The sequence below is a fragment of the Paracoccus aminophilus JCM 7686 genome, assembly GCF_000444995.1.
Taxonomy (GTDB): domain Bacteria; phylum Pseudomonadota; class Alphaproteobacteria; order Rhodobacterales; family Rhodobacteraceae; genus Paracoccus; species Paracoccus aminophilus.
Genome location: NC_022041.1, coordinates 2,231,335 through 2,251,171, shown reverse-complemented (window position 1 = coordinate 2,251,171; position 19,837 = coordinate 2,231,335). Strand labels below are relative to the sequence as shown.

Genomic DNA, 19,837 nt, shown 5'->3' with positions numbered 1-19,837 from the left:
CGCCAACCCCCAATTCTGGCACCAAAACTGGAACCAAAAACGGCACTAACCCCAGCAAAGCAAGGGTTTTCTTTAGTGCCAATGGTTTGGGTGAAAACGAGGTGAGAGGCTGGACAACGACCCAAGCGGGTCTCGTTACGGCTGCTTCCTTCCGGACCTGACCGGGTTGGCGAGGCGCTCACCCGCGCCAACCTCTCGCCGCTTAGATAAGACGGCGGCGTGACAGATGCAACCCCCGTGACGCGTCAGAGCGAAAGTCGCAGCCGCAGAAGCCCGCTCTCGGTCACGCCCAGATCCTCAGGGCGGAAGGCGGCGATTTCAGCAAGATGGCTGGCGGCCTCGGTCGCGGTGTCGAAGAGAACCGTGGTGCCCGGCATGGCGCGAAAGCGCCAGCCATTCTCGGCCGCGGGCGCCAGTTTGCGTTCCGCGGTGACATAGCGGCGCAAGATATCGCGGGTGCGTCGCCCGTCGTCGAGCAGCACCGGCTTGTCGAGCGTCAGCCCGGCATAGGGACCGGCCCGCGACAGCCGGTAGCTGTTGGTGACCAGCAAGAATGGGTCGTTCGGTTCGATGATCCGGCCAAAATGCGAAATCTCGCGGATCCGCGCGGCCTCGGGGTGGAAAAGCGCGCCCGCGGGGCTGTAGCGGGCGGGTTGGCTCAGGTCGATCTCCCAGGACAGCCCGTCGATTACGTCGAAATTATAGGTCGGGAAACGCGGGTCGATGAGCGGCTGATCGGCCGCTCCGGGGCGGAGCTGGAGAAACTTGGTCGCCGCCCGCTCAAGCCAGTCGGCGAGCTCGGCGCCCGTCATCTCTATCGCCTGAAGCCGGTTCGCGAAAGGATAGAGATCAGCCAGATGGTGCAGGCTCAAAGGCCCCGGCGCGATCGCCGTATAATGGCCCGGACCCGCCCGGCCACCCGCCCGCGCGGGCGAAACCACCGAGAGAATCGGCAGGCTGCTGTAGCGCGTGCCCCGCAACTGACGTTTGGCGTGCCAGCGCTGTGCCTGCGCGATCAGACGCAGCCCGGCATCTTGGCCGAGAAGCGCGAAATAGCTGTGGGTGGGGTGTTCAAGCCGCGCCAGCTTGCGCGAGAAATGGCGCGCGCTGGCAAGCTGGGTCGGAGCCGCGATCTGGCGCAGCCGCTCATGGGGGGGCGCATTTTGCGTCGGGCGGGCGGTGCTCGTATGTCGGGCAATGCGCCAACGCGCACCGTCATGATGCAGCTCGAGCGCGATCACGCCAAGATGCGAGCCCCAGAACCCGGCCATGACGGCGGGTTTGCCAAAGAGCGTGCCCTGTTCGGAATCAATCGCGGTGTCGGGGCTACACCCGGCGAAATCAGGCGAGGGGAAAACCAGATGGGTGTGGCCCGCGATGACGACATCAATGCCATCAACTGCGGCAAGCGCGGTGGCCGCGTTCTCCATGCCCGGACGGTAGTCGGCCGCACCGATGCCGCTATGGGCGAGAAGCACGATGAGATCGGCCTGACGCGCGCGCAAAGCGGCGATTTCGATGCGCAGGGCCTCGGCCATATCGCTGACGCTGATCGTGCTGCGCAAAGCTGCGTCCCAGTCGGTGGTCTGGGTCGGCAAGACGCCGACCACGCCGATCCGCAGCTGGTGGCTTACCCCCGAACGGTCGCGAAACGCGCGCGTCAAAATCAGGCTACGCTGAATCCGTTCTGGGAACTTCAATCTAAGGTTGCTCGACACGACGCCGAAACGTGCATGACGCAGACTTTTGCGCAAAAAAGCGCTGCCGAACGCGAAGTCGTGATTGCCAAGGGTGCAGGCATCAAAGCCAAGCGCATTCATCGCCGCGATCATCGGATGAGCACCCTCTGCCCGGGTCGCAGGCAGATTCGCCAGATAGTCGCCGGTGGGGGTGCCCTGAAGAAAGTCACCATTGTCGAAAAGAAGGCTGTTCCAGCAGGTTGAACGCTCTTCCTCGATAAGTCCCGCCACGGCGGCAAGTCCGGTTTCCCCGAGATTCGCGCCTTCAACACCCCCGGGGGCGCAGAGTTTCATATGCAGATCGGTCGTTGTCAGAATCCGCAGATCGACCGGGAATTTCGGCTCGGTTTGAGGCATCCTCTTGGCCCATTCAACTTGTGGCTGTAAGGTGCAACGAGCTTGAGGTCTGTTCAAGCGCTCTTTGTTTCTTTTAACGCTGCTTTTCAAATCAAGGCTGACGGGAGAAGAGGCCGATTCGCGACAGGCCCGCTACCGAAGGTTTTTCACTACAAGCGACATACTCAAGGCTACCGAGAATGAAATTTTCGACCCGTCAGGACACTGATCTCGCTTCAGAGCAGTTGTTCGATTTTCTTGCAGATTTCGACCGACTTGAACGACTGATGACGCGTCGAGGTGTGGTCGTGCGCAGGATTGATCCGCGCAGCGAACCGGGCGTGGGTCGCGGCTGGGAGCTGTCTTTCGATTGGCGTGGCAAGCGCCGCAACATGCGCCTTGATGTCGTGCGCTTCGACCGGCCCGAGCTGATTGCGATCGAGGGCCAGTCCGAGCTGTTCGAAATCTCGATTGATATGGCGATCGTCGCGCTGACGCCGACCAAGTCGCGTCTGAACATGCAGATCGACGTGCGGCCACGCTCGATGCGGGCGCGGCTGCTCTTGCAGACCGCCAAGCTTGGCAAAGGTCAGCTCGACCGGAAATTCGATCTGCGGATTGCCGAGCTTCTGGGCGATGTGACCCGGGCGGCGGCCTGAACGGCGCCTAAGCCGGGGTGGGCAGATGAAAAGGGGCGGCGGGTTGATCCGCCGCCCCTTTCGTTTCGGGCGCATTTTCCGAGCGGCGGCAAAGCCTCAGTCGGTTTGTTCGGCCTTCTGGCGCAGGCGCAACGGATCGGCGGGATAGACGCCAAGAATATCCATGCTCGAGGTGAAATAATCGAGCTCTTCCAAGGCGCGGGCGACGTTTGGATCTTCGGGATGGCCCTCGATATCGGCATAAAACTGCGTGGCAATGAACTGGCCGTCGACCATATAGCTTTCCAGCTTGGTCATGTTGACGCCATTGGTCGCAAAGCCGCCCATCGCCTTGTAAAGCGCCGCCGGGATGTTGCGGACGCGGAAGACGAAGCTCGTCATCATCAGCCCGCCACCCTCGGCATTGAGGCGGCGCGCCCGGACCGGCTCGCGCGACATGACCAGAAAACGGGTGGTGTTGTTCTTGAAGTCCTCGATCTCATGGGCCAGCTCGTCGAGGCCATAGATCTCGCCCGCGATCGGAGAGGCGAGCGCGGCCAGCGCAGGCTCACCCCGCTGCGCGACCTCCATCGCAGAGCCTGCGGTATCGGTGCCGGTCAGCGGCAGGATCGAATGGGCGCGCAGGAATTTCCGGCATTGGCCCAGCAAAACCGTATGGCTCATCGCCTCGCGGATATCGCCAAGCGTTGCGCCGGGCACGCCGAGAAGGCTGATATGGACGCGCACGAAGGCTTCGTCGATGATGTGAAGGCCGCTCGCCGGAAGCAGGTGATGGATGTCGGCGACCCGGCCATAGGTCGAGTTTTCGACCGGAAGCATGGCGAGTTCGGCCTGATGGCTGCGGACGGCCTCGATGACATCCTCAAAGGTCCGACAGGGCAACACATCCATGTCCGGACGCGAGATCCGGCAGGCTTGGTGGCTGTAAGCGCCCAGTTCGCCCTGAAAGGCAATCACGTTCTTGGTCATCCGATCCTCCGATGTCGCGTGCCGAGAGGGCAACATCGCGCCCCCAATACGTCGCGGCCCCGTGATCTATACCTTGATCAGTCGAAACAAAAGCGGATAGATACAGCGCAATTCCACGGACAGACCGCAGAGGGAACCCGCAGACATGTTCAATACGATGACCATCACCAAAGCGGCTGGGGCAATCATCGCTCCGCTTCTGTTTCTTTTGCTGGTCGCATGGGGGGCCTCGGGCCTTTACCATGTCGGTTCGTCAGAGCATGGCGGTGAGGGCGAACATGCTCAGGCCTATACCGTCGCCGTGACCGAGAGCGCGGGTGGCGACAAAGCTTCCGCCGGGGATGATGCCGCCGCAGAAGCCGCAGCTTTCGACGCAGCCTATGCCTCGGCCGATGCGGCTGCCGGCGAGAAAGTCTTCGGCAAGTGCAAGGCCTGCCACAAGATCGACGGCTCGAACGGCACCGGCCCGCATCTCGACGGCGTTGTCGGCCGCGCGGTCGCCAGCGTTGCCGGGTTCAACTACGATGACGCGATGAAGAAACACGCCGATGAAGCGCCCGATTGGACGCCCGAGGCGCTGTCGCATTTCCTCAACAACCCCAAGAAAGCCGTCCCGGGCACCAAGATGTCCTTCGCCGGTCTGCCGAAGGTCGAGGATCGCGCCAACCTGATCAAATACCTTTCGACCCTGCAGTAAGCCACATCCGGCCAGGTCAGAACGGGAATGCAGCGCGGAGGGAAACCTCCGCGCTTTTTCGTTCACGCAAATGCATCTTGAACCAGCGGGCCTGATCGTTACCGTAGCCGAACCGAACCAGACAGGACCCTTCGCCGATGCGCTATGCTTCTCTGCTTGCCCCGCTTGCCACCCTTGTTCTGATTGGCCCGGCATTGGCAGAGGACGCGACCATCACCTCGCACGGCATTTCGGTCTTCAACGAGCCGCTGAAGCTGCCCGCCGATTTCGCCCATCTCGATTACGTCAATCCCGATGCGCCGAAAGGTGGCGAGATCTCGGAGTGGTGGCTGGGTTCGTTCGACAGCTACAACCCGTTTTCGATCAAGGGCCGCGCCGCGCTTTTGTCGAGCAGTATGCTCGAAAGCCTGATGACCGGCGTCGCCGATGAGGTCGGGACCGCCTATTGCCTGATCTGCGACAAGATCGAATATCCCGCAAGCCGCGACTGGGTGATCTTCTCGATGCGGCCCGAGGCGAAATTCTCGGATGGCACACCGCTCACCGCGCAGGATGTGCTGTTCTCCTTTGAGACCTTGCGCGATCAGGGCCTGTCCTCCTTCCGCACCGTGATCGCCCAGCAGGTCGAAAAGGCCGAGGTCATCGACGATCACCACATCAAATTCACCTTCCTGCCGAACTACCCGCGCCGCGACCTCATTCAATCGGTCGGCTCGCTGCCGATCTTTTCGCGCGCCGATTTCGAGAAGAACAAGCGCGATTTTTCGGCGAGCAGCTCGGTGCCCTATCTCGGCTCGGGGCCCTATATGTTCGACCGCGCCGATATTGGCCGCACGATCATCTATAAGCGCAACCCGGATTACTGGGGCCAGGATCTGGCGATCAACAAGGGCCGCTCGAACTTTGATCGCATCCGCATCGAATATTTCGGCGATTCCGACAGCGCCTTCGAGGCGTTCAAATCCGGCGAATATACGTTCCGCAATGAAAACTCGGCTCTGAGCTGGGCGACGGGCTATGATTTTCCCGGCCTCAAGAACGGGTCGGTGATCAAGGACACGCTCGCCAAAGGCAACAAGGCTCAAACGCAGGGCTTTGTCTTCAACCTGCGGCGCGAGAAGTTCCAAGACATCCGCGTGCGCGAGGCGATCTCGCTGCTCTTCAACTTCGAATGGGCCAACCAGACGCTGTTCTACGGGCTCTACAAGCGCGTCAACTCCTTCTGGGACAACAGCGATCTTGCCGCGACCGGGGTGGCAAGCCCGGCTGAGCTGGCGCTTCTGACGCCTCTGGCCAAGGATCTGCCCGAGGGCGTGCTGACCGAGGATGCCGTGACCGCGCCGATCAGCGGAGAGCGCCAGCTTGACCGCAAGAACCTGCGTCAAGCCAATGCGCTGCTGGATGCGGCAGGCTGGAAAACCGGCTCGGACGGGATGCGGCGCAATGACAAGGGCGAGACGCTGAAGGTCGAATTCCTCAACGACAACAAACAGTTCGAGCGCATCATCAACCCCTATGTCCAGAACCTGCGCGCGGCGGGCATTGATGCGGTCCTGACCAATGTCGATGATGCGCAGATGACCACGCGCGAGCGCAGCTTTGATTTCGACATCATCACCGATGTGATTTCCACCGATCTCATGCCCGGCGCCGATCTGGAGCAGATGTTCAAATCCGACTCGGCGCAGGGCGAGTTCAACCCGATGGGGCTGGCCAATCCCGCGATTGACAGTCTGGTCGATCAGGTGATTGCGGCCTCCACTCAGCAAGAGATGACCGACCGCACCCGTGCGCTTGATCGCGCTTTGCGCAGCCTGCGCTTCTGGGTGCCGCAATATTATTCGCCGAATTACAATCTGGCCTATTACGATCAATATGCCCACCCAGAGACCCTGCCGCCCTATGCTCTGGGCGAGCTTGATTTCTGGTGGTTCGACGCCGATAAAGCGCAAAAGTTGAAGGCCTCCGGCGCGCTGCGCTGAGAGGTTTTCGCAAAAACAGGGCGAGGACGTAAGCAGGAATGCTGGCCTATCTGTCGCGGCGTCTGCTGCTGATCATTCCGACCCTTTTCGGAATCATGTTGGTCAATTTCGCGCTGACCCAATTCGTGCCCGGCGGCCCGATCGAACAGATCATCGCCAAGATCCAGGGCGAGGGGGATGCGTTGCGCAATCTCTCGGGCGGCGGCGGAGATGCCGGGCAATCCGCGCAATCGACCGAATATGCGGGCGCGCGCGGCATCCCGCCCGAGCTGCTCGACCAGTTGGAAGTCCAGATGGGCTTTTCGAAACTCGTCTGCACGCCAAGCCATCAGGGCGAGCCAAGCCTGAAATCACCCGATTGCCACAAAGAGAAGATCAGCGCCTTTCATCGCTTCTTCATCATGTTGGGCAATTATCTGCGCTTCGATTTCGGGACGAGCTTCTTCCGCTCGATCTCGGTCACCGATCTGGTGATCGAGAAAATGCCGGTGTCGATCTCGCTTGGCCTGTGGTCGACGCTGCTGGCCTATGTGATCTCGATCCCGCTTGGCATCCGCAAGGCGGTCAAGGCGGGCACGGCCTTCGACACCTGGACCTCGGGCGCGATCATCATTGCCTATGCGATCCCGGCCTTCCTCTTCGGCGTGGTCCTGATGGTGCTGTTCGCGGGCGGGTCCTACTGGAAAATCTTCCCGCTGCGCGGGCTGACCAGCGACAACTTCAGCGATCTCTCGACGCTCGGCAAAATCGGCGACTATCTGTGGCATATTACCTTGCCGGTGATCGCGACCACGATTTCGAGCTTCGCGACGCTGACGCTGCTGACCAAGAACAGCTTCCTTGACGAGATCAACAAGCAATATGTGATGACCGCCCGCGCCAAGGGCCTGACCGAGCGGCGCGTGCTCTACGGCCATGTCTTCCGCAATGCGATGCTGATCGTGATCGCAGGCTTTCCCGCGCTGTTTCTCGGCGTCTTCTTCGGCGCCTCGATCCTGATTGAAACGATCTTCTCGCTCGATGGGTTGGGGCGTCTGGGCTTTGAGGCGGCGGTGCAGCGCGATTACCCGGTGATCTTCGGCACGCTTTACGTCTTTGGCCTGCTCGGGCTGATCGTCGGCATCCTGTCGGATCTGATGTATGTGTTGGTCGATCCGCGCATTGATTTCGAGAAGAGGGCGGGCTGATGGCGCTTTCCGAGCTCAACCGCCGCCGGCTGCGCAACTTCCGCCGCAATCGCCGCGCCTATTGGTCGCTGATTCTCTTCTCCATCCTCTTTGCGGTCTCGCTTTTCGCCGAGCTCGTGGCCAATGATCGCCCGATCGTCCTGAGCTACAAGGGCACGCTGCATTTCCCGATCTATCGCTTCTATCCCGAAACCGCCTTTGGTGGAGATGTCGGAACCGAGGCAATCTATACCGATCCCGGCGTGCAATGCCTGATCAACACCGGCGGGCGCGAGGAGTGCTGGGACGATCCCGCAGGCGTGATGAAAGAGGCCGCCGAGACCGGCAAGGTCGCCGGAGAGCCGGTTGAGAAGGGCTGGATGATCTGGCCGCCGATCCCCTTCAGCTATCAGACGATCAACAATGTCGGCACGGCGCCCAGTGCGCCCGATGCGACCCATTGGCTGGGCACGGATGACACCACCCGCGATGTTCTGGCCCGCGTCATCTATGGCTTCCGCCTCTCGATCATGTTCACGCTGATCGTAACACTGGTGAGCTCGGTCCTCGGGATCGCGGCGGGGGCGGTGCAGGGCTATTTCGGCGGACGCACCGATCTCATCTTTCAGAGATTGCTTGAGATATGGTCGTCAACTCCTTCACTTTACGTCATTATCATCCTTTTCGCGATCCTTGGGCGTAGCTTCTGGTTGCTGGTTTTCGTGACCATCCTCTTTGGCTGGCCCGCTTTGGTTGGCGTGGTGCGCGCCGAGTTCCTGCGCGCGCGGAACTTTGAATATGTCCGCGCGGCGCGCGCGCTTGGCGTCAGCGACCGCGTCATCATGTTCCGCCATATCCTGCCCAATGCCATGGTCGCGACGCTGACCATGCTGCCTTTCGTGGTGACCGGGACGATCTCGGGCCTCGCCGCGCTTGACTATCTTGGCTATGGTCTGCCCGCCTCGGCGCCCTCGCTTGGCGAGCTTGCGCTACAGGCCAAGCAGAACCTTCAGGCGCCCTGGTTGGCCTTCACCGCCTTCTTCACCTTCGCCATCATGCTGTCGCTTCTGGTCTTCGTCTTCGAAGGCATCCGTGACGCCTTCGATCCCAGAAAGACCTTCAAATGACTTCGGTGCTGCGCGTCGAGAACCTGCGGATCAGCTTCCGTCAGGACGGACAGACCCTGCCTGCGGTCAAAGGCGTGAGCTTTGAGGTCGGCAAGGGCGAGACGGTCGCGCTGGTCGGTGAATCCGGTTCGGGCAAATCGGTGACGGCGCTGAGCACCGTCCGTCTGCTGGGCGAGGCGGCACAGGTAGAGGGCTCGGTCCGCTATGACGGGCGCGAGCTGATCGGCGCGCCGGATGCGGTGCTGCGTGGCGTGCGCGGCAATGACATCAGCTTCATCTTCCAAGAGCCGATGACCTCGCTCAATCCGCTCCACACCTTGCAAAAGCAGCTCGAGGAAAGTCTGCAGCTTCATCAGGGTCTGCGCGGCGAGGCGGCCAAGGCGCGGATCGTCGAGCTGCTCGACAAGGTCGGGATCCGTGATGCGGCCGAGCGGCTGAATGACTTTCCCCACCAATTCTCGGGCGGGCAGCGCCAGCGCATTATGATCGCCATGGCTTTGGCCAATCAGCCCGAGCTTCTGATCGCGGATGAGCCGACGACGGCGCTCGACGTCACGATTCAGGCGCAGATCATAGATCTGCTGGCCGAGCTCAAGCGCAGCGAAGGGCTGTCGATGCTCTTCATCAGCCATGATCTCGCGCTGGTGCGTCGGATCGCCGACCGCGTTTGCGTGATGAAGGATGGCGAGATTGTCGAACAGGGTCCGGCCGCCGAGGTCTTCGCCGCGCCCCAGCATCCCTATACGAAAAAGCTGCTCGCGGCCCAGCCGCAGGGGCGCGCGCGCCCGCTTGCGCCGGATGCCCCGGTCACCGTCGAGACCCGCGATCTCAAGGTCTGGTTCCCGATCAAGCGCGGCTTTCTGCGCCGGGTCACCGGCCATATCAAGGCGGTCAACGGCGCGACGCTTTCGGTGCGGGCGGGCGAGACGCTTGGCATCGTCGGCGAATCCGGCTCGGGCAAGACCACGCTCGCGCTGGCGATCATGCGGCTGATCGAAAGCGAGGGGCCGATCCTTTACATGGGCCAGGACATCAGCCATTGGCCTGCGCGCCAGCTGCGCCGCCTGCGCCGGGACATGCAGATCGTCTTTCAGGACCCCTATGGCAGCCTGTCGCCGCGCATGACCGTCGAGCAGATCATCGCCGAAGGCTTGGGCGTACACGGGGTCGAGCCGGGCCGCGACCGGCGTGAAATGGTGGCCGAGATCATGCAGGAGGTCGGCCTGAGCCCCGAGGCGATGCATCGCTACCCGCATGAGTTCTCGGGCGGGCAGCGCCAGAGGATTGCGATCGCCCGCGCGATGATCCTGCGCCCGAAGGTGGTGGTGCTCGACGAGCCGACCTCGGCGCTGGATGTGACGGTGCAGGTCCAGATCGTCGAGCTCTTGCGCGGTCTGCAGGAAAAGCATGGGCTGACCTTCCTCTTCATCAGCCACGATCTGCGGGTCGTGCGCGCCATGGCTCATCAGATCATGGTTATGCGCATCGGCGAGGTCATTGAGCAGGGGACGACTGAACAGATTTTTAACGCTCCCGTGCAAGATTACACCCGCAACCTCCTCGCTGCGGCTTTCCGGGATCACGACAGGTGAAGATACTTTTCGTCCATCAGAATTTTCCCGGCCAGTTTCTTCATCTCGCCCCGGCCTTGGCCGAGCGCGGGCATGATGTCATCGGGCTGACGGATGAGAAGAACCAGCGCAGCTCGCGGGTGCAGGTGATGCGCTACAAGTCGCCGGCGCCGGTCGAGATAAAAGGGCTGGGCCGAACCTATTCTGAATATGCCGAGCGTGGGTGGCTGGCGGCGCGCGGCGCGCGTGCGCTGCGCGAGCGGCACGGCTATATTCCCGACGTGATCTTCGGTCATTCCGGCTGGGGCGAGACCTTGTTTCTGCGTGAGGTTTGGCCGGAAGCGAAACTGCTCGTCTATGCAGAGCTTCTTTACAACACAAGCGGACATGATGTCGGCTTTGATCGGGAAATCAGTGCTGCGACGCTTGAGAGCCGGGTGACGACGGTGGCGCGCTCGGCCCATCTCATCCAGGGTTTGCTGCAGGCCGATGCTGGGCTGTCGCCTACGGAATATCAGGCCAGCACCTTCCCGCCTGAATTGCGCCAGAAGATCACCGTGATCCATGACGGGATCGACACCACGCTGGTGCGGCCAGATCCAGAAGCGAGCCTGACCCTGCCAAACGGACAGGTGCTGCGGGCCGGAGACGAGGTGATCTCCTATGTCTCGCGCTCGCTTGAGCCTTATCGCGGATTTCATCGCTTCATGCGCGCTCTGCCCGAGGTCATGCGCGCCCGTCCTGAAGCGCAGGTGGTTCTGATCGGTGGGGATGGAGTCAGCTATGGCGGAAAACCCTCGGATGCGGACAGCTGGAAAGCAAAGCTTCTGGCCGAGCTCGACGGTCAGCTTGACCTCTCGCGCATCCATTTTCTGGGGCGCGTCGCCTATCAAACCTATTTGAGCTTGATCCAGGTGACCCGCGTTCATTGTTACCTGACCATGCCCTTCGTTCTCAGCTGGTCCCTAACCGAGGCCATGTCGGCAGGCTGTTACATTGTCGCGTCGGACACCGCGCCGGTGCGTGAGTTGATCACCGACGGCGTGAATGGGCGTCTTGTCGGGTATTTCGATCAACCGGCGCTTGAGCAGGCATTGATTCAAGCGCTCTCCGGAGATCCAAACGAGGATCGTCTCCGTGCTGCGGCCCGCCGTAAAATCATAGACGGCTATGATTTCAAAGGAAACACATTGCCACGGTTGGTGGAGTGGGTCGAAAGCTTCGGGCCGGCTGAAAGGGCGGAGCTAGCGTAAGAAGCCGGAAAAGCAGGCTTTGGCATCGCGGTCGGCACATATTGCATAGGTATATTCGCTGCTGTCCACCGCCTCGGGTTCTGGGTTTTCGACACTCTCTATCAGGAAACCTCGGATGGGCGTTCAGTGGGGGCGCGCTAATCTCCGAACGCTATGTTTGGTAACAGGCGTTGCAGAAACCGACATCGATCTGTCGGCTAAGTTGGCGCTCGGTTAACATATAGCTTTATACGAAAGGTACTGCGGAGAGCAATGTAGTTAGCAGCTGGCGTGCAAGGGTACTTCCGACGGGGCAAGCGATAGAACTTGGATTGCCTAAGAGCCGACGGTGGCCGACAGGGTGTATCTAAAAACCAGTCTGACCTCAAAAGAGCGTAAATGAGCGTAGCTGCGCGAACGAGATCGAGAGCAGGTCACGCCCGAAGAGAAGTGGCGGCAGTCCGGTTCCGGCGCATCTACCTGATCTCACGTAAATCAAAACATACCCCAACGCCAGAGGTGGATAGAACTCCCGCCTTTGAAATGAGAGGCGCTCCGGTGCGAGGCGAGGCCAGGGATTCACTATCGCCGACTTAGAATACTTAATGCGGTTGCGTAGGGATCAGAGATTCCGCTCTTGACTTCTTCTAACTGTCGGCGAAGAAGGAAGTTCTTCATCAGCTTTTCGATATTATCTCCGTCCTTAAAAATCTCGATGTTAGAGCAGCCGAAAGTCTTCTGCATCTTCACCTTTAGGTCGGAGATTTGACGATCCAGCGGCAGTTTGCCGAAGGACTTGTCGAAGCCGAAGGCTCCCAGAAGGATCTCTTTCAGTGGTTTCGAAGCTAGCGTCAGATACCATTTTGTAGATTCGCTAGAGGTTGAGGACGCGATAAGTGAAATCTCAGCTCGTCCGCTTAGTGCGAGGCGTAAATTGTTGTCCTGCTCTCCGACTAACGTCTCGAACTTTTTGTCTACATATCTATTTGAAATTTGGTTCCTGACCTCTAGCGAAATGCCCTCGTTGCGGGAGAGCCCGGAAAGCTCCTTAGCGAGTTCGGCGTATCGCTTGTCGCCCAACCTGTTGGCGAAGCTTCGATTGTCGTTTAGATCAGAGGTCATCACCTTCTTTATGAAGGCCTTGTTAGAAATGTCCCCCTCGAGCCCAAAGGACGTGAGCGCGAAGCGAAGCATTCGGTAGTCAGAAAGGAGATCGTCGATGTTGTTTGTCTTCTTCGATTTCTCGGAAAAGTAAAGTTGCTCCCGTAAGGTGTCCGGACTGTTCGATAGCCGGCCTTTCTGAGCCGAGAGGTTGCGATTTAAAATCGACCAACCTAAATACGCGCCGCTGCCTATGAATGGAGAGAAGCTCATCGTCGCGACCTCAGTTGATTGTTTTTTCTAGCTCAAGGAAGTATTTTAGTCCCTTTAGAACGGGGTATACGTCCTTGGTGACCCATGCGAGTTGCATTTTTTGGAGTTTCATATCTGAATTTTGGTCTTTAACCAGGGTTTGCGCGTAAATAATGGCGTTCATAATCTTCTCAAAGGCGGCCAGGTACTCGTAGTCTCCGGTGAGGACTAGCTGCACCGTGTAGCAAGCTTCTGACAGCACGCCGCGGACGTCGCGCGGATGGATCGCGTCGCGAAGTCGCAAAATTCGAGCATCGGGAGAGCGTATCGAGATCTGGGTTCGTTTTGCACCGTTTTCGATGACCGCCCCGTTTATCAAAAATCTCTCCATCGGAGCTAGTCTGAGAATGAGGCCGCCCATAGTGCTTAACTCCTTAGCCCTTTCATTATACGTATATTGATATCAATAATATCGTCGAGAGTTCCCTCTCCAGACAGATATTTTGTTCCAGATTTTATGGAAAAGATCCCAAGAGAAAGAATTCCTGCTTTGATTTCAGCTGGAAGGTTGTTCGTGGGAAGGAGAAGGTCATCTATCAGTAGGGCCCAGAGCGAGGAGTTTCTCTCAATAGGAGAAATCGATGCTTTGAAGTTATTAGCGCCTCTCGCATGTAGTAGTTCTCGTGTTATCTCGGCAAAGAGGTCGTGCTCGATGTTCCTCGTGGTTCTTGTTGGAGCAGAGCGGAAGTATGAAAGTTTTCCGAAATTAGCTATCGCACTCAACATGCTTATCCTAATAGGAGTGGTGGATGGCCGAGCGCAAAAATGCGCTCGGCCCTAGCTGCTTAGCCCCGGAACAGGGATAGGATGGCTTGAGGTGCTTGGTTCGCAATCGAAAGAGACTGAATACCAAGCTGTTGCTGAGTCTGCAGCGCTTGGAGCCGCGCAGAGGTTGCTTCCATATCCGCGTCCACCATTGCACCGATCCCTGAGGTAAGTGAATCGGTCAGTTTCGACAGGAAGTTTGATTGAGTCTCAAGTCTCTTACCTGCAGAGCCAAAATCGGCGGCCGCTGAAATAGAGGCCTGAAGCATTGCTTCGATGTCATTAAGAGCAGTCGTAGCTCCCGCCGCAGTACTCACGTTGATGTTTGCGAGTTGACCGAGCGCGCCCGCACCGGCGTTTCGATACTGGGCGGTAACGCTCAGATCGTCGGTTCCGTTGTTTGTAAGGGTCAGTGTGCCAGGCGTTCCGCTGTCAAAGTCGATTTCCAAGCCCGCGATGCCGAGTTTTTCGATCGCATTCTTCAAACCGACCGCGCCTAAATCGGAGGGAGTAGTAGCCGCGACATCGGTGGCACTAAAGGTATAGCTTGCTGTTTTTCCACCAATAGTAACGGAAATGCTATCCCCGGCTGCAAAAATTGCGCCCGCATCGATCTCGATGGTATTGGATGCGCCTGCATCAAGGAAGAAACCAGCGGTATCACCAGCAGCAGAAACTCCACCAGTAGATGCGCCGAATACGGCGTTCGCTGTGTACTGCCCAATCGACAGGTTTTGAGAATTGACAGTAATGCTGCTCGCTGTCACGCCGTTTGCCGACCGATCGAGTGACGACAGGACGTCGATGGATGCGCCGGCAGAGCCATCCAGAAGGTTCAACCCTTTGAACTGAGCGCCCTTGATGACGGTTGTAATTTGATCCCGAAGAGCGATGACGTCATTCTGAAGTTTATCGCGATCAGTGGCAACACCTTGAGCAGTGACAATCTTGTCGCGCATTTGCGTCAAGAGATCGGTGATGGCCTCTGCGCCATTCCGAGCAGTGGCAACCGCAGATGCGCCGAGAGAGAGGCCGCTCGAAATTGCCTTAAAGCCGCTAACCTCGGCTTCCATGACTTTAGAAATCGCCCAAACTGCGGCGTTATCTTTTGCGGTAGAAACCGACTTGCCAGTCGAAATCTCATCTTGAGTCTTATTCAAATTGGCATTGATCGACTTCAAGGTCTGAAGTGCCACCATTGCGCCATTGTTGGTAAGAATACTGGACATCTCGTGTCTCCTATCGAGCGGACTTTGGCCGCGTTGTCAAATAGGTCTTCTGACCAATCGGTGATTCCACCGTCGCGTTCTGCTGATCTGCCGATTTCCGGCATGGAGATTGAAATATGATCCCGATCTACTTCGCAAGATTATAGTCGAGACGCTTTTAATCAAAATTTCTTACTTATCGGATTCCCGGGTTTCGCTCGATTTAGCCGGCCATGACGATCATAGATGTCGAGTCGCCCGACTTGATCAGTTAGAGAGGCGACATGTTCTTTGGCTGTCTGAATGCCGCTTATGCCTGACTCTATCAGGGAAGTGAGCTGTTTCAAGCTACGTTGAAATTCTTCGACCTCATGGTGCGGCACGCCCGACATGGATAGTTGGCGCTCCACCTCTAGGAGCGTTGCATGTGCTTCACTTAGATCGAAGCGCTTTATGGCGGCTTTCGCTTTCTCGAGAGCGGTTAACACATCACTTAGCCTTATGGATGGGAAGTGAAAGAGATTGCGAGATCAGATCGGAATAGGCGTCATTCAGGAAGCTTGCGAATTCGCTTTGGCGGACGCCACCTACAGTGTTGAGCGCGCTGACCTCCTTTAGTAGGGTATTCGCAAGAGTGCTGCCGAGTACTCGCCCTAGGTCTGTAGGGGGAGTTGCCTTCCTCTGGTGCAGTCCGACGTTAAGCGTTTCTTCAACTTTCATTTGACTTCCTTCGGCGAGGTTGGAAGCTTCAACTTGTCAGACAACGGTAAATATTTGGTAACCTCTATAGTCTATCGTGCGAGATCCTAGATGGAAGGAACTGGCTCACATGATCCGATCTCAAGCCTTACCCAGTCTGGTTTCTGACGGATTAACTCCGATCGCGGCCAGAGTCCCTGAGCAGAGGAGCGCTTCTAGTGAGTTCGAGGTCTGCTTTCTCGAAACTCAGGTGCCGGGCGGACGCGATAGCGCATTCTTTCAAAATGTGAGCGTCTGTCCAGAATCTCTCAACCTTGATGATGGGGATTGCTGCAGTAGACTGGCCAATGTGACATTGAATACTCGCGATCAGCCTTACGAAGCTACCGAGCCTCCTATTCTGAGTGAAGAGGATAGGGCTCTAGTAGTGGGCGGTGACCTTGAGGATTTGGGCGATGAGAGGGAACAGCGTAGCGCGTCGGGCGAAGAAATGTCAATCAACAGGGCAGATCTTTACGCCAAAACGACGCTACCTATATCCATCACGCCAGAGTTTAGCATGCAGGTTCCGCATCACACCTCACCTCCCATCGAATCAGTTGAGACCTCTGATGTCAGGTCAGTTTTTGCTGAGTTGACGAATGATCAGGCGGAGGCTTTTCGCACCACAGCTTCGGTCACGACACCTCTCTTCTCTGAAAAATTGTCATCGCACAGAGTAGATAATGGCGTTACCTATTTAGCTCGGATTCAAAGTACTGAGTTTAACTTAGGAGAGGCACGCGTCGATCTTGCTAACAGTTCGGATAGTCATGGCGTGACTGAACTGGCGGTCCCTGGTGAGCTGCCGCGCATGGATGCAGCTGGCGAAGAGACCGATTTAGCTACACCCCGTCAGTGGGGCTCAAGCTTCAGACCCGCTAGCGCTTCGATCGTCGGTCTCCAACCTCATACTGGTCGACGTGATATCATTAATCCCTCTGACGAGGATCGAGGTGCTCAATTACGTAAACGAGATTTTTCGGCGTCTGATTTCCCAAACATTGATAATGCGACCTCCGAGAGTAGAAGATTTGAATTATACGATAATGTTGACCAAATGTCGACAAACCTGATTGGAGCCACTATGGCGGAACCCCATTTTGGGGATCGCCTGCCACAGTTTACGCAGCAACCAAACGCTTATGAACTTCCAGGCCGAGGAACCGCGGGAGGGTATCCTCTGATTGTAAAGGATGTTAAACTCCCATTCTCGCATGAGAGTGCTGCTGCAGAAGGCAGCAGCATATTGGTCCGGGCAATGGATTCGGGTTCTTTTGAAAATAACGGTGACGCATCGGCTTCCTCGGAGAGGCGGCAGGATATTCAGTCCATGGTCAACCCGTCACGAAAAACGGAAATGGCGAGTAACTTTCTTCGTTTCGAAAGTGATACTAAGCTACTAAATCCCTTGTCTGCTAAGCCAGTGCTTTCGTCGGGTAATCGAGCTACCCTTTACGCGACTATCGATTCGGTTGGTTATGAAGTATCAGAGCTTTCTGGTGAGCTTCATGGCAAGCCCGAACTTAGCGCGTTTCCCCCGGCCTTGTATCGAGACTCGAAGGACTCTCTTGATCCGATTCATGGGTCAGTATCTGGCTCAATAGAGCTAGTTCATTCGCAGGAGCCGAAGCAATTGGCGCAGTATAGCTCTCTGTTAAACTATTCGGCGACAGCGGCGCATCGAATCTCTGCGCAGCTCGCACTCCACCTTAAACCCTTGCGCGATGGCGCGGTTGAGGTTTCACTCTCCCCGGTGGAGTTTGGTAAGGTTAGGATGTTCGTAGCAACTACTGATCGATTGTCTATTCATTTGGTTGCAGAGAGGCCCGAGGTCTTGGATTTTTTGCGAAAGCATTCCGATATTCTTCACCGGGAGCTTCGCGACAGCGGCTTGGGCGATGCGAGCGTTACATTCGAATATGGAGGCGATCGAGGTCGTGGCCAGTCACAATATTCTGGTTTTCAGGGCGATTCTCTTAGTGAAGCTGTCGAGATATGGGACGAAGCAATTGCGGGCGAGGAAGTAATGAAAGCTACTCCAAAGCCAGTGGATCGCCTCGATATTCGCTTTTAATATAAGGAAATATGATGGTGAATTCAGTCGGCGGGTCAACCACGAACCCCAGCAACGGTAGCAATCCTCCTTCTGCGGGAGGATTTTCAGGTGGAGATTATTCTACTTTTTTAAAGATGCTAACCACTCAAATCAAGAATCAAGACCCTTTGAATCCTATGGAAAGCACTGATTTTGCTACGCAATTGGCAACTTTTTCGGGTGTCGAGCAGCAAGTCAAGACCAACAACCTTCTTGCGGAACTGGTCTCAAGTATGGGCGGAGGTGGACTGTCCATTTTCGCAAACTGGATTGGTAAAGAGGTGCGCACAACTGCGCCGGTCAACTTTTCTCAAAGGGCGTTGAATTTGCATGTCGAGCCGCATGTATCTGCCGATGAGGTCTACCTCGTTGCTTACAACAGTTCAGGAAAGGAAGTCACTCGAGACTCCATAGGTCCAGGTGTCGGGGAGGTTCAATGGCTTGGTACGACTACAAATGGTACGACTCTTTCGTCGGGCCTATATACGTTTAAGGTCGAATCTTTTAAGAAGGGTGAGAAACTATCGGCTTTGCCAGTTAGCGTTTACACCAAAGTCATAGGCGCCGAAATGGCGCGCGATGGTTCTCGGCTTCTTCTTCAAGGCGGTGCAATCGCATATGCTGATGAGGTTCTGGCTATTCGTGAGGCGAAGGATTGATGGAAATGGGCACCGAATAGCTCGTTCGAGTTGAGCGGTGCATTGATCCAGGAAAATTTTTCTCTTTCTAAAAGGAAAAACGTAGCGATGAGCGGGACCGTGGCCGCCAGCCACGTCGCGCCATACTTATCGCCCGGCAATGCTGACGCTTGCGAGGGCGCGCCGGGCTGTTGGGCAGATAGGTGGGGGGGGTAATCCTCCCCATGGTTAAGGGGCTGCATAAGTAGAATTTTCTCGTAGCGTGAGCTGAGGAGATTCGAATGAGAAAGAGCCGTTTCACCGAGCCGCAGATCATGGCCGTGCTTCGTCAGGCCGAGAGCGGCGTGGCCGTGCCTGAACTTTGCCGCGAGCATGGGATCAGCACAGCGAGCTTTTACAAATGGCGCTCGAAGTATGGCGGCATGGACGCGTCCATGATGAGCCAGATGAAGACGCTTGAGGACGAGAACCGGCGGTTGAAGCGCATGTTTGCGGACCTGAGCATGCAGGCCGAACTGCTCAAGGAAGCACTAGGAAAAAAATGACACGGCCAGTTCAACGCCGGGAGCTGGCCGAGAAGGCTGTGGCGACGAAGGGGGTCAGCATCGCGCTGGCCTGCCGGGCCTTTGGCGTGAGCGAGACCTGCTTTCGCTACAGCCCGAAGCGCGATGCCGAGAACGAGTTTATCGCGGACCTGTTGGAAGGGCTGACCAAGGTGCACCGGACCTGGGGCTTTGGGCTATGTTTCCTGCACATGCGCAACGTCCAAGGGCATCCTTGGAACCACAAGCGCGTCCATCGGATCTATTGCGAGTTGGAACTGAACCTGCGGATCAAGCCGCGGCGGCGGATCAAGCGTGACAAGCCTGAAGAGCTTAGCGTCCCTGACGCGCCGAACACGGTCTGGTCAATGGACTTCATGGCTGATCGATTGGCCGATGGCCGTCAATTCCGCCTCTTGAACGTGCTGGACGACTTCAACCGTGAGGGCCTCGGCATTGAGGTCGACTTCTCGCTCCCGGCCGAGCGGGTGGTCCGGTCCCTCAATCAGATCATCGAGTGGCGCGGAAAGCCCCTGGCCATCAGGGTAGACAATGGCCCTGAATACATCAGCTCCACGCTGATGATCTGGGCCGAGAAGCAGGGCATTGCCCACAACCACATCCAGCCTGGGAAACCACAGCAGAACGCCTACGTCGAGCGTTACAACAGGACAGTCCGCAATGAATGGCTGGACCTATACATCTTTGAAACCATCGAGGAGGCGCAGGAGATCGCAACCGACTGGCTATGGACTTACAACAATGAGCGCCCCAACATGGGCATCGGCGGCATCACACCCGCCCAGAAACTGAAGATGGCTGCCTGAAGTCTACTTCTGCACCCCGTTAAAACGGGGAGGATTACCGGCTCCGCGGAGGTGGCGATTGCCCAACCTCATACCGATGGCTGCTAGATCCCAATATACTCATGATAGATAAGTGAAGACGGTGGAGCAG

Annotated in this window: 17 protein-coding genes and 1 other RNA gene; 10 read left to right on the top strand and 8 right to left on the bottom strand. The window is 57.4% G+C overall.

The genetic code is table 11. The features are described 5' to 3' along the window. Window positions 1–100: 100 nt before the first annotated feature. Together ffs and JCM7686_RS10935 are read right to left on the bottom strand one after the other, a co-directional pair. An RNA gene (gene ffs / locus JCM7686_RS23965) (signal recognition particle sRNA small type) lies at window positions 101–197 on the bottom strand. A 48-nt stretch (window positions 198–245) separates the two neighbouring features. Then, the gene (locus JCM7686_RS10935) at window positions 246–2,096 is read right to left on the bottom strand and encodes a bifunctional 2',3'-cyclic-nucleotide 2'-phosphodiesterase/3'-nucleotidase (protein ID WP_020950895.1); all 1,851 of its coding nucleotides are present in this window, start codon (window positions 2,094–2,096) and stop codon (window positions 246–248) included. Between the two features lie 179 nt (window positions 2,097–2,275). On the opposite strand from JCM7686_RS10935, the gene JCM7686_RS10930 reads away from it, so the two are divergent. After that, complete coding sequence (locus JCM7686_RS10930) at window positions 2,276–2,734, top strand: SRPBCC family protein (protein ID WP_020950894.1); 459 nt, start codon at window positions 2,276–2,278, stop codon at window positions 2,732–2,734. A 96-nt stretch (window positions 2,735–2,830) separates the two neighbouring features. Here the strand turns inward: JCM7686_RS10930 and JCM7686_RS10925 are convergent, their stop codons facing one another. Then, complete coding sequence (locus JCM7686_RS10925; RefSeq protein ID WP_041527292.1) at window positions 2,831–3,703, bottom strand: prephenate dehydratase; 873 nt, start codon at window positions 3,701–3,703, stop codon at window positions 2,831–2,833. 145 nt (window positions 3,704–3,848) lie between these two features. Between JCM7686_RS10925 and JCM7686_RS10920 the strand changes: the two genes are divergently transcribed. The 6 genes from JCM7686_RS10920 to JCM7686_RS10895 all read left to right on the top strand — a co-directional run bounded on the left by JCM7686_RS10920 (window position 3,849) and on the right by JCM7686_RS10895 (window position 11,499). Continuing rightward, window positions 3,849–4,400 (top strand): c-type cytochrome, encoded by a 552-nt coding sequence (locus tag JCM7686_RS10920; protein ID WP_020950892.1) that lies wholly within the window; start codon window positions 3,849–3,851, stop codon window positions 4,398–4,400. A gap of 137 nt (window positions 4,401–4,537) precedes the next feature. Next, entirely contained in the window at window positions 4,538–6,382 is a 1,845-nt protein-coding gene (locus JCM7686_RS10915; RefSeq protein ID WP_020950891.1) for an extracellular solute-binding protein, read from the top strand. A 38-nt stretch (window positions 6,383–6,420) separates the two neighbouring features. Then, a complete protein-coding gene (locus tag JCM7686_RS10910; protein ID WP_020950890.1) occupies window positions 6,421–7,569 on the top strand; it encodes a microcin C ABC transporter permease YejB in 1,149 nt (382 codons plus the stop codon). Beyond that, window positions 7,569–8,675 (top strand): ABC transporter permease, encoded by a 1,107-nt coding sequence (locus JCM7686_RS10905; RefSeq protein ID WP_020950889.1) that lies wholly within the window; start codon window positions 7,569–7,571, stop codon window positions 8,673–8,675. The genes JCM7686_RS10910 and JCM7686_RS10905 overlap by 1 nt, the downstream gene beginning before the upstream one ends. Next, complete coding sequence (locus JCM7686_RS10900) at window positions 8,672–10,267, top strand: ABC transporter ATP-binding protein (protein WP_020950888.1); 1,596 nt, start codon at window positions 8,672–8,674, stop codon at window positions 10,265–10,267. Before JCM7686_RS10905 ends, JCM7686_RS10900 begins: the two co-directional genes overlap by 4 nt. Further along, on the top strand, window positions 10,264–11,499 hold the full coding sequence (locus tag JCM7686_RS10895) for a glycosyltransferase (protein ID WP_020950887.1): 1,236 nt from the start codon (window positions 10,264–10,266) through the stop codon (window positions 11,497–11,499). The genes JCM7686_RS10900 and JCM7686_RS10895 overlap by 4 nt, the downstream gene beginning before the upstream one ends. 561 nt (window positions 11,500–12,060) lie before the next feature. On the opposite strand, the gene JCM7686_RS10890 is transcribed toward JCM7686_RS10895, so the two are convergent. The 5 genes from JCM7686_RS10890 to JCM7686_RS24390 all read right to left on the bottom strand — a co-directional run bounded on the left by JCM7686_RS10890 (window position 12,061) and on the right by JCM7686_RS24390 (window position 15,584). Beyond that, window positions 12,061–12,852 carry a DUF1217 domain-containing protein gene (locus tag JCM7686_RS10890; RefSeq protein WP_020950886.1) on the bottom strand — a complete coding sequence of 264 codons (792 nt, stop codon included), beginning with the start codon at window positions 12,850–12,852 and terminating at the stop codon, window positions 12,061–12,063. A gap of 10 nt (window positions 12,853–12,862) precedes the next feature. Next, the gene (locus JCM7686_RS10885) at window positions 12,863–13,252 is read right to left on the bottom strand and encodes a flagellar biosynthesis repressor FlbT (protein WP_020950885.1); all 390 of its coding nucleotides are present in this window, start codon (window positions 13,250–13,252) and stop codon (window positions 12,863–12,865) included. 5 nt (window positions 13,253–13,257) lie between these two features. Next, the gene (locus JCM7686_RS23960; protein WP_158442355.1) at window positions 13,258–13,614 is read right to left on the bottom strand and encodes a flagellar biosynthesis regulator FlaF; all 357 of its coding nucleotides are present in this window, start codon (window positions 13,612–13,614) and stop codon (window positions 13,258–13,260) included. A gap of 62 nt (window positions 13,615–13,676) precedes the next feature. Next, window positions 13,677–14,885, bottom strand: a complete 1,209-nt coding sequence (locus tag JCM7686_RS10880) for a flagellin (protein ID WP_020950883.1) — start codon at window positions 14,883–14,885, stop codon at window positions 13,677–13,679. A 468-nt stretch (window positions 14,886–15,353) separates the two neighbouring features. Then, on the bottom strand, window positions 15,354–15,584 hold the full coding sequence (locus JCM7686_RS24390) for a hypothetical protein (protein WP_148292609.1): 231 nt from the start codon (window positions 15,582–15,584) through the stop codon (window positions 15,354–15,356). Window positions 15,585–15,693: 109 nt separating this feature from the next. Between JCM7686_RS24390 and fliK the strand changes: the two genes are divergently transcribed. The 3 genes from fliK to JCM7686_RS10865 all read left to right on the top strand — a co-directional run bounded on the left by fliK (window position 15,694) and on the right by JCM7686_RS10865 (window position 19,707). Beyond that, the gene (gene fliK, locus JCM7686_RS23955) at window positions 15,694–17,679 is read left to right on the top strand and encodes a flagellar hook-length control protein FliK (protein ID WP_020950882.1); all 1,986 of its coding nucleotides are present in this window, start codon (window positions 15,694–15,696) and stop codon (window positions 17,677–17,679) included. A gap of 14 nt (window positions 17,680–17,693) precedes the next feature. Beyond that, the gene (locus JCM7686_RS10875) at window positions 17,694–18,359 is read left to right on the top strand and encodes a flagellar hook capping FlgD N-terminal domain-containing protein (protein ID WP_020950881.1); all 666 of its coding nucleotides are present in this window, start codon (window positions 17,694–17,696) and stop codon (window positions 18,357–18,359) included. A 260-nt stretch (window positions 18,360–18,619) separates the two neighbouring features. Continuing rightward, a protein-coding gene (locus JCM7686_RS10865; protein ID WP_148292561.1) for an IS3 family transposase occupies window positions 18,620–19,707 on the top strand; the annotation gives its coding sequence in 2 pieces (ribosomal slippage) (window positions 18,620–18,881 and window positions 18,881–19,707; 1,089 coding nt in all). The last annotated feature ends 130 nt before the right edge of the window (window positions 19,708–19,837 follow it).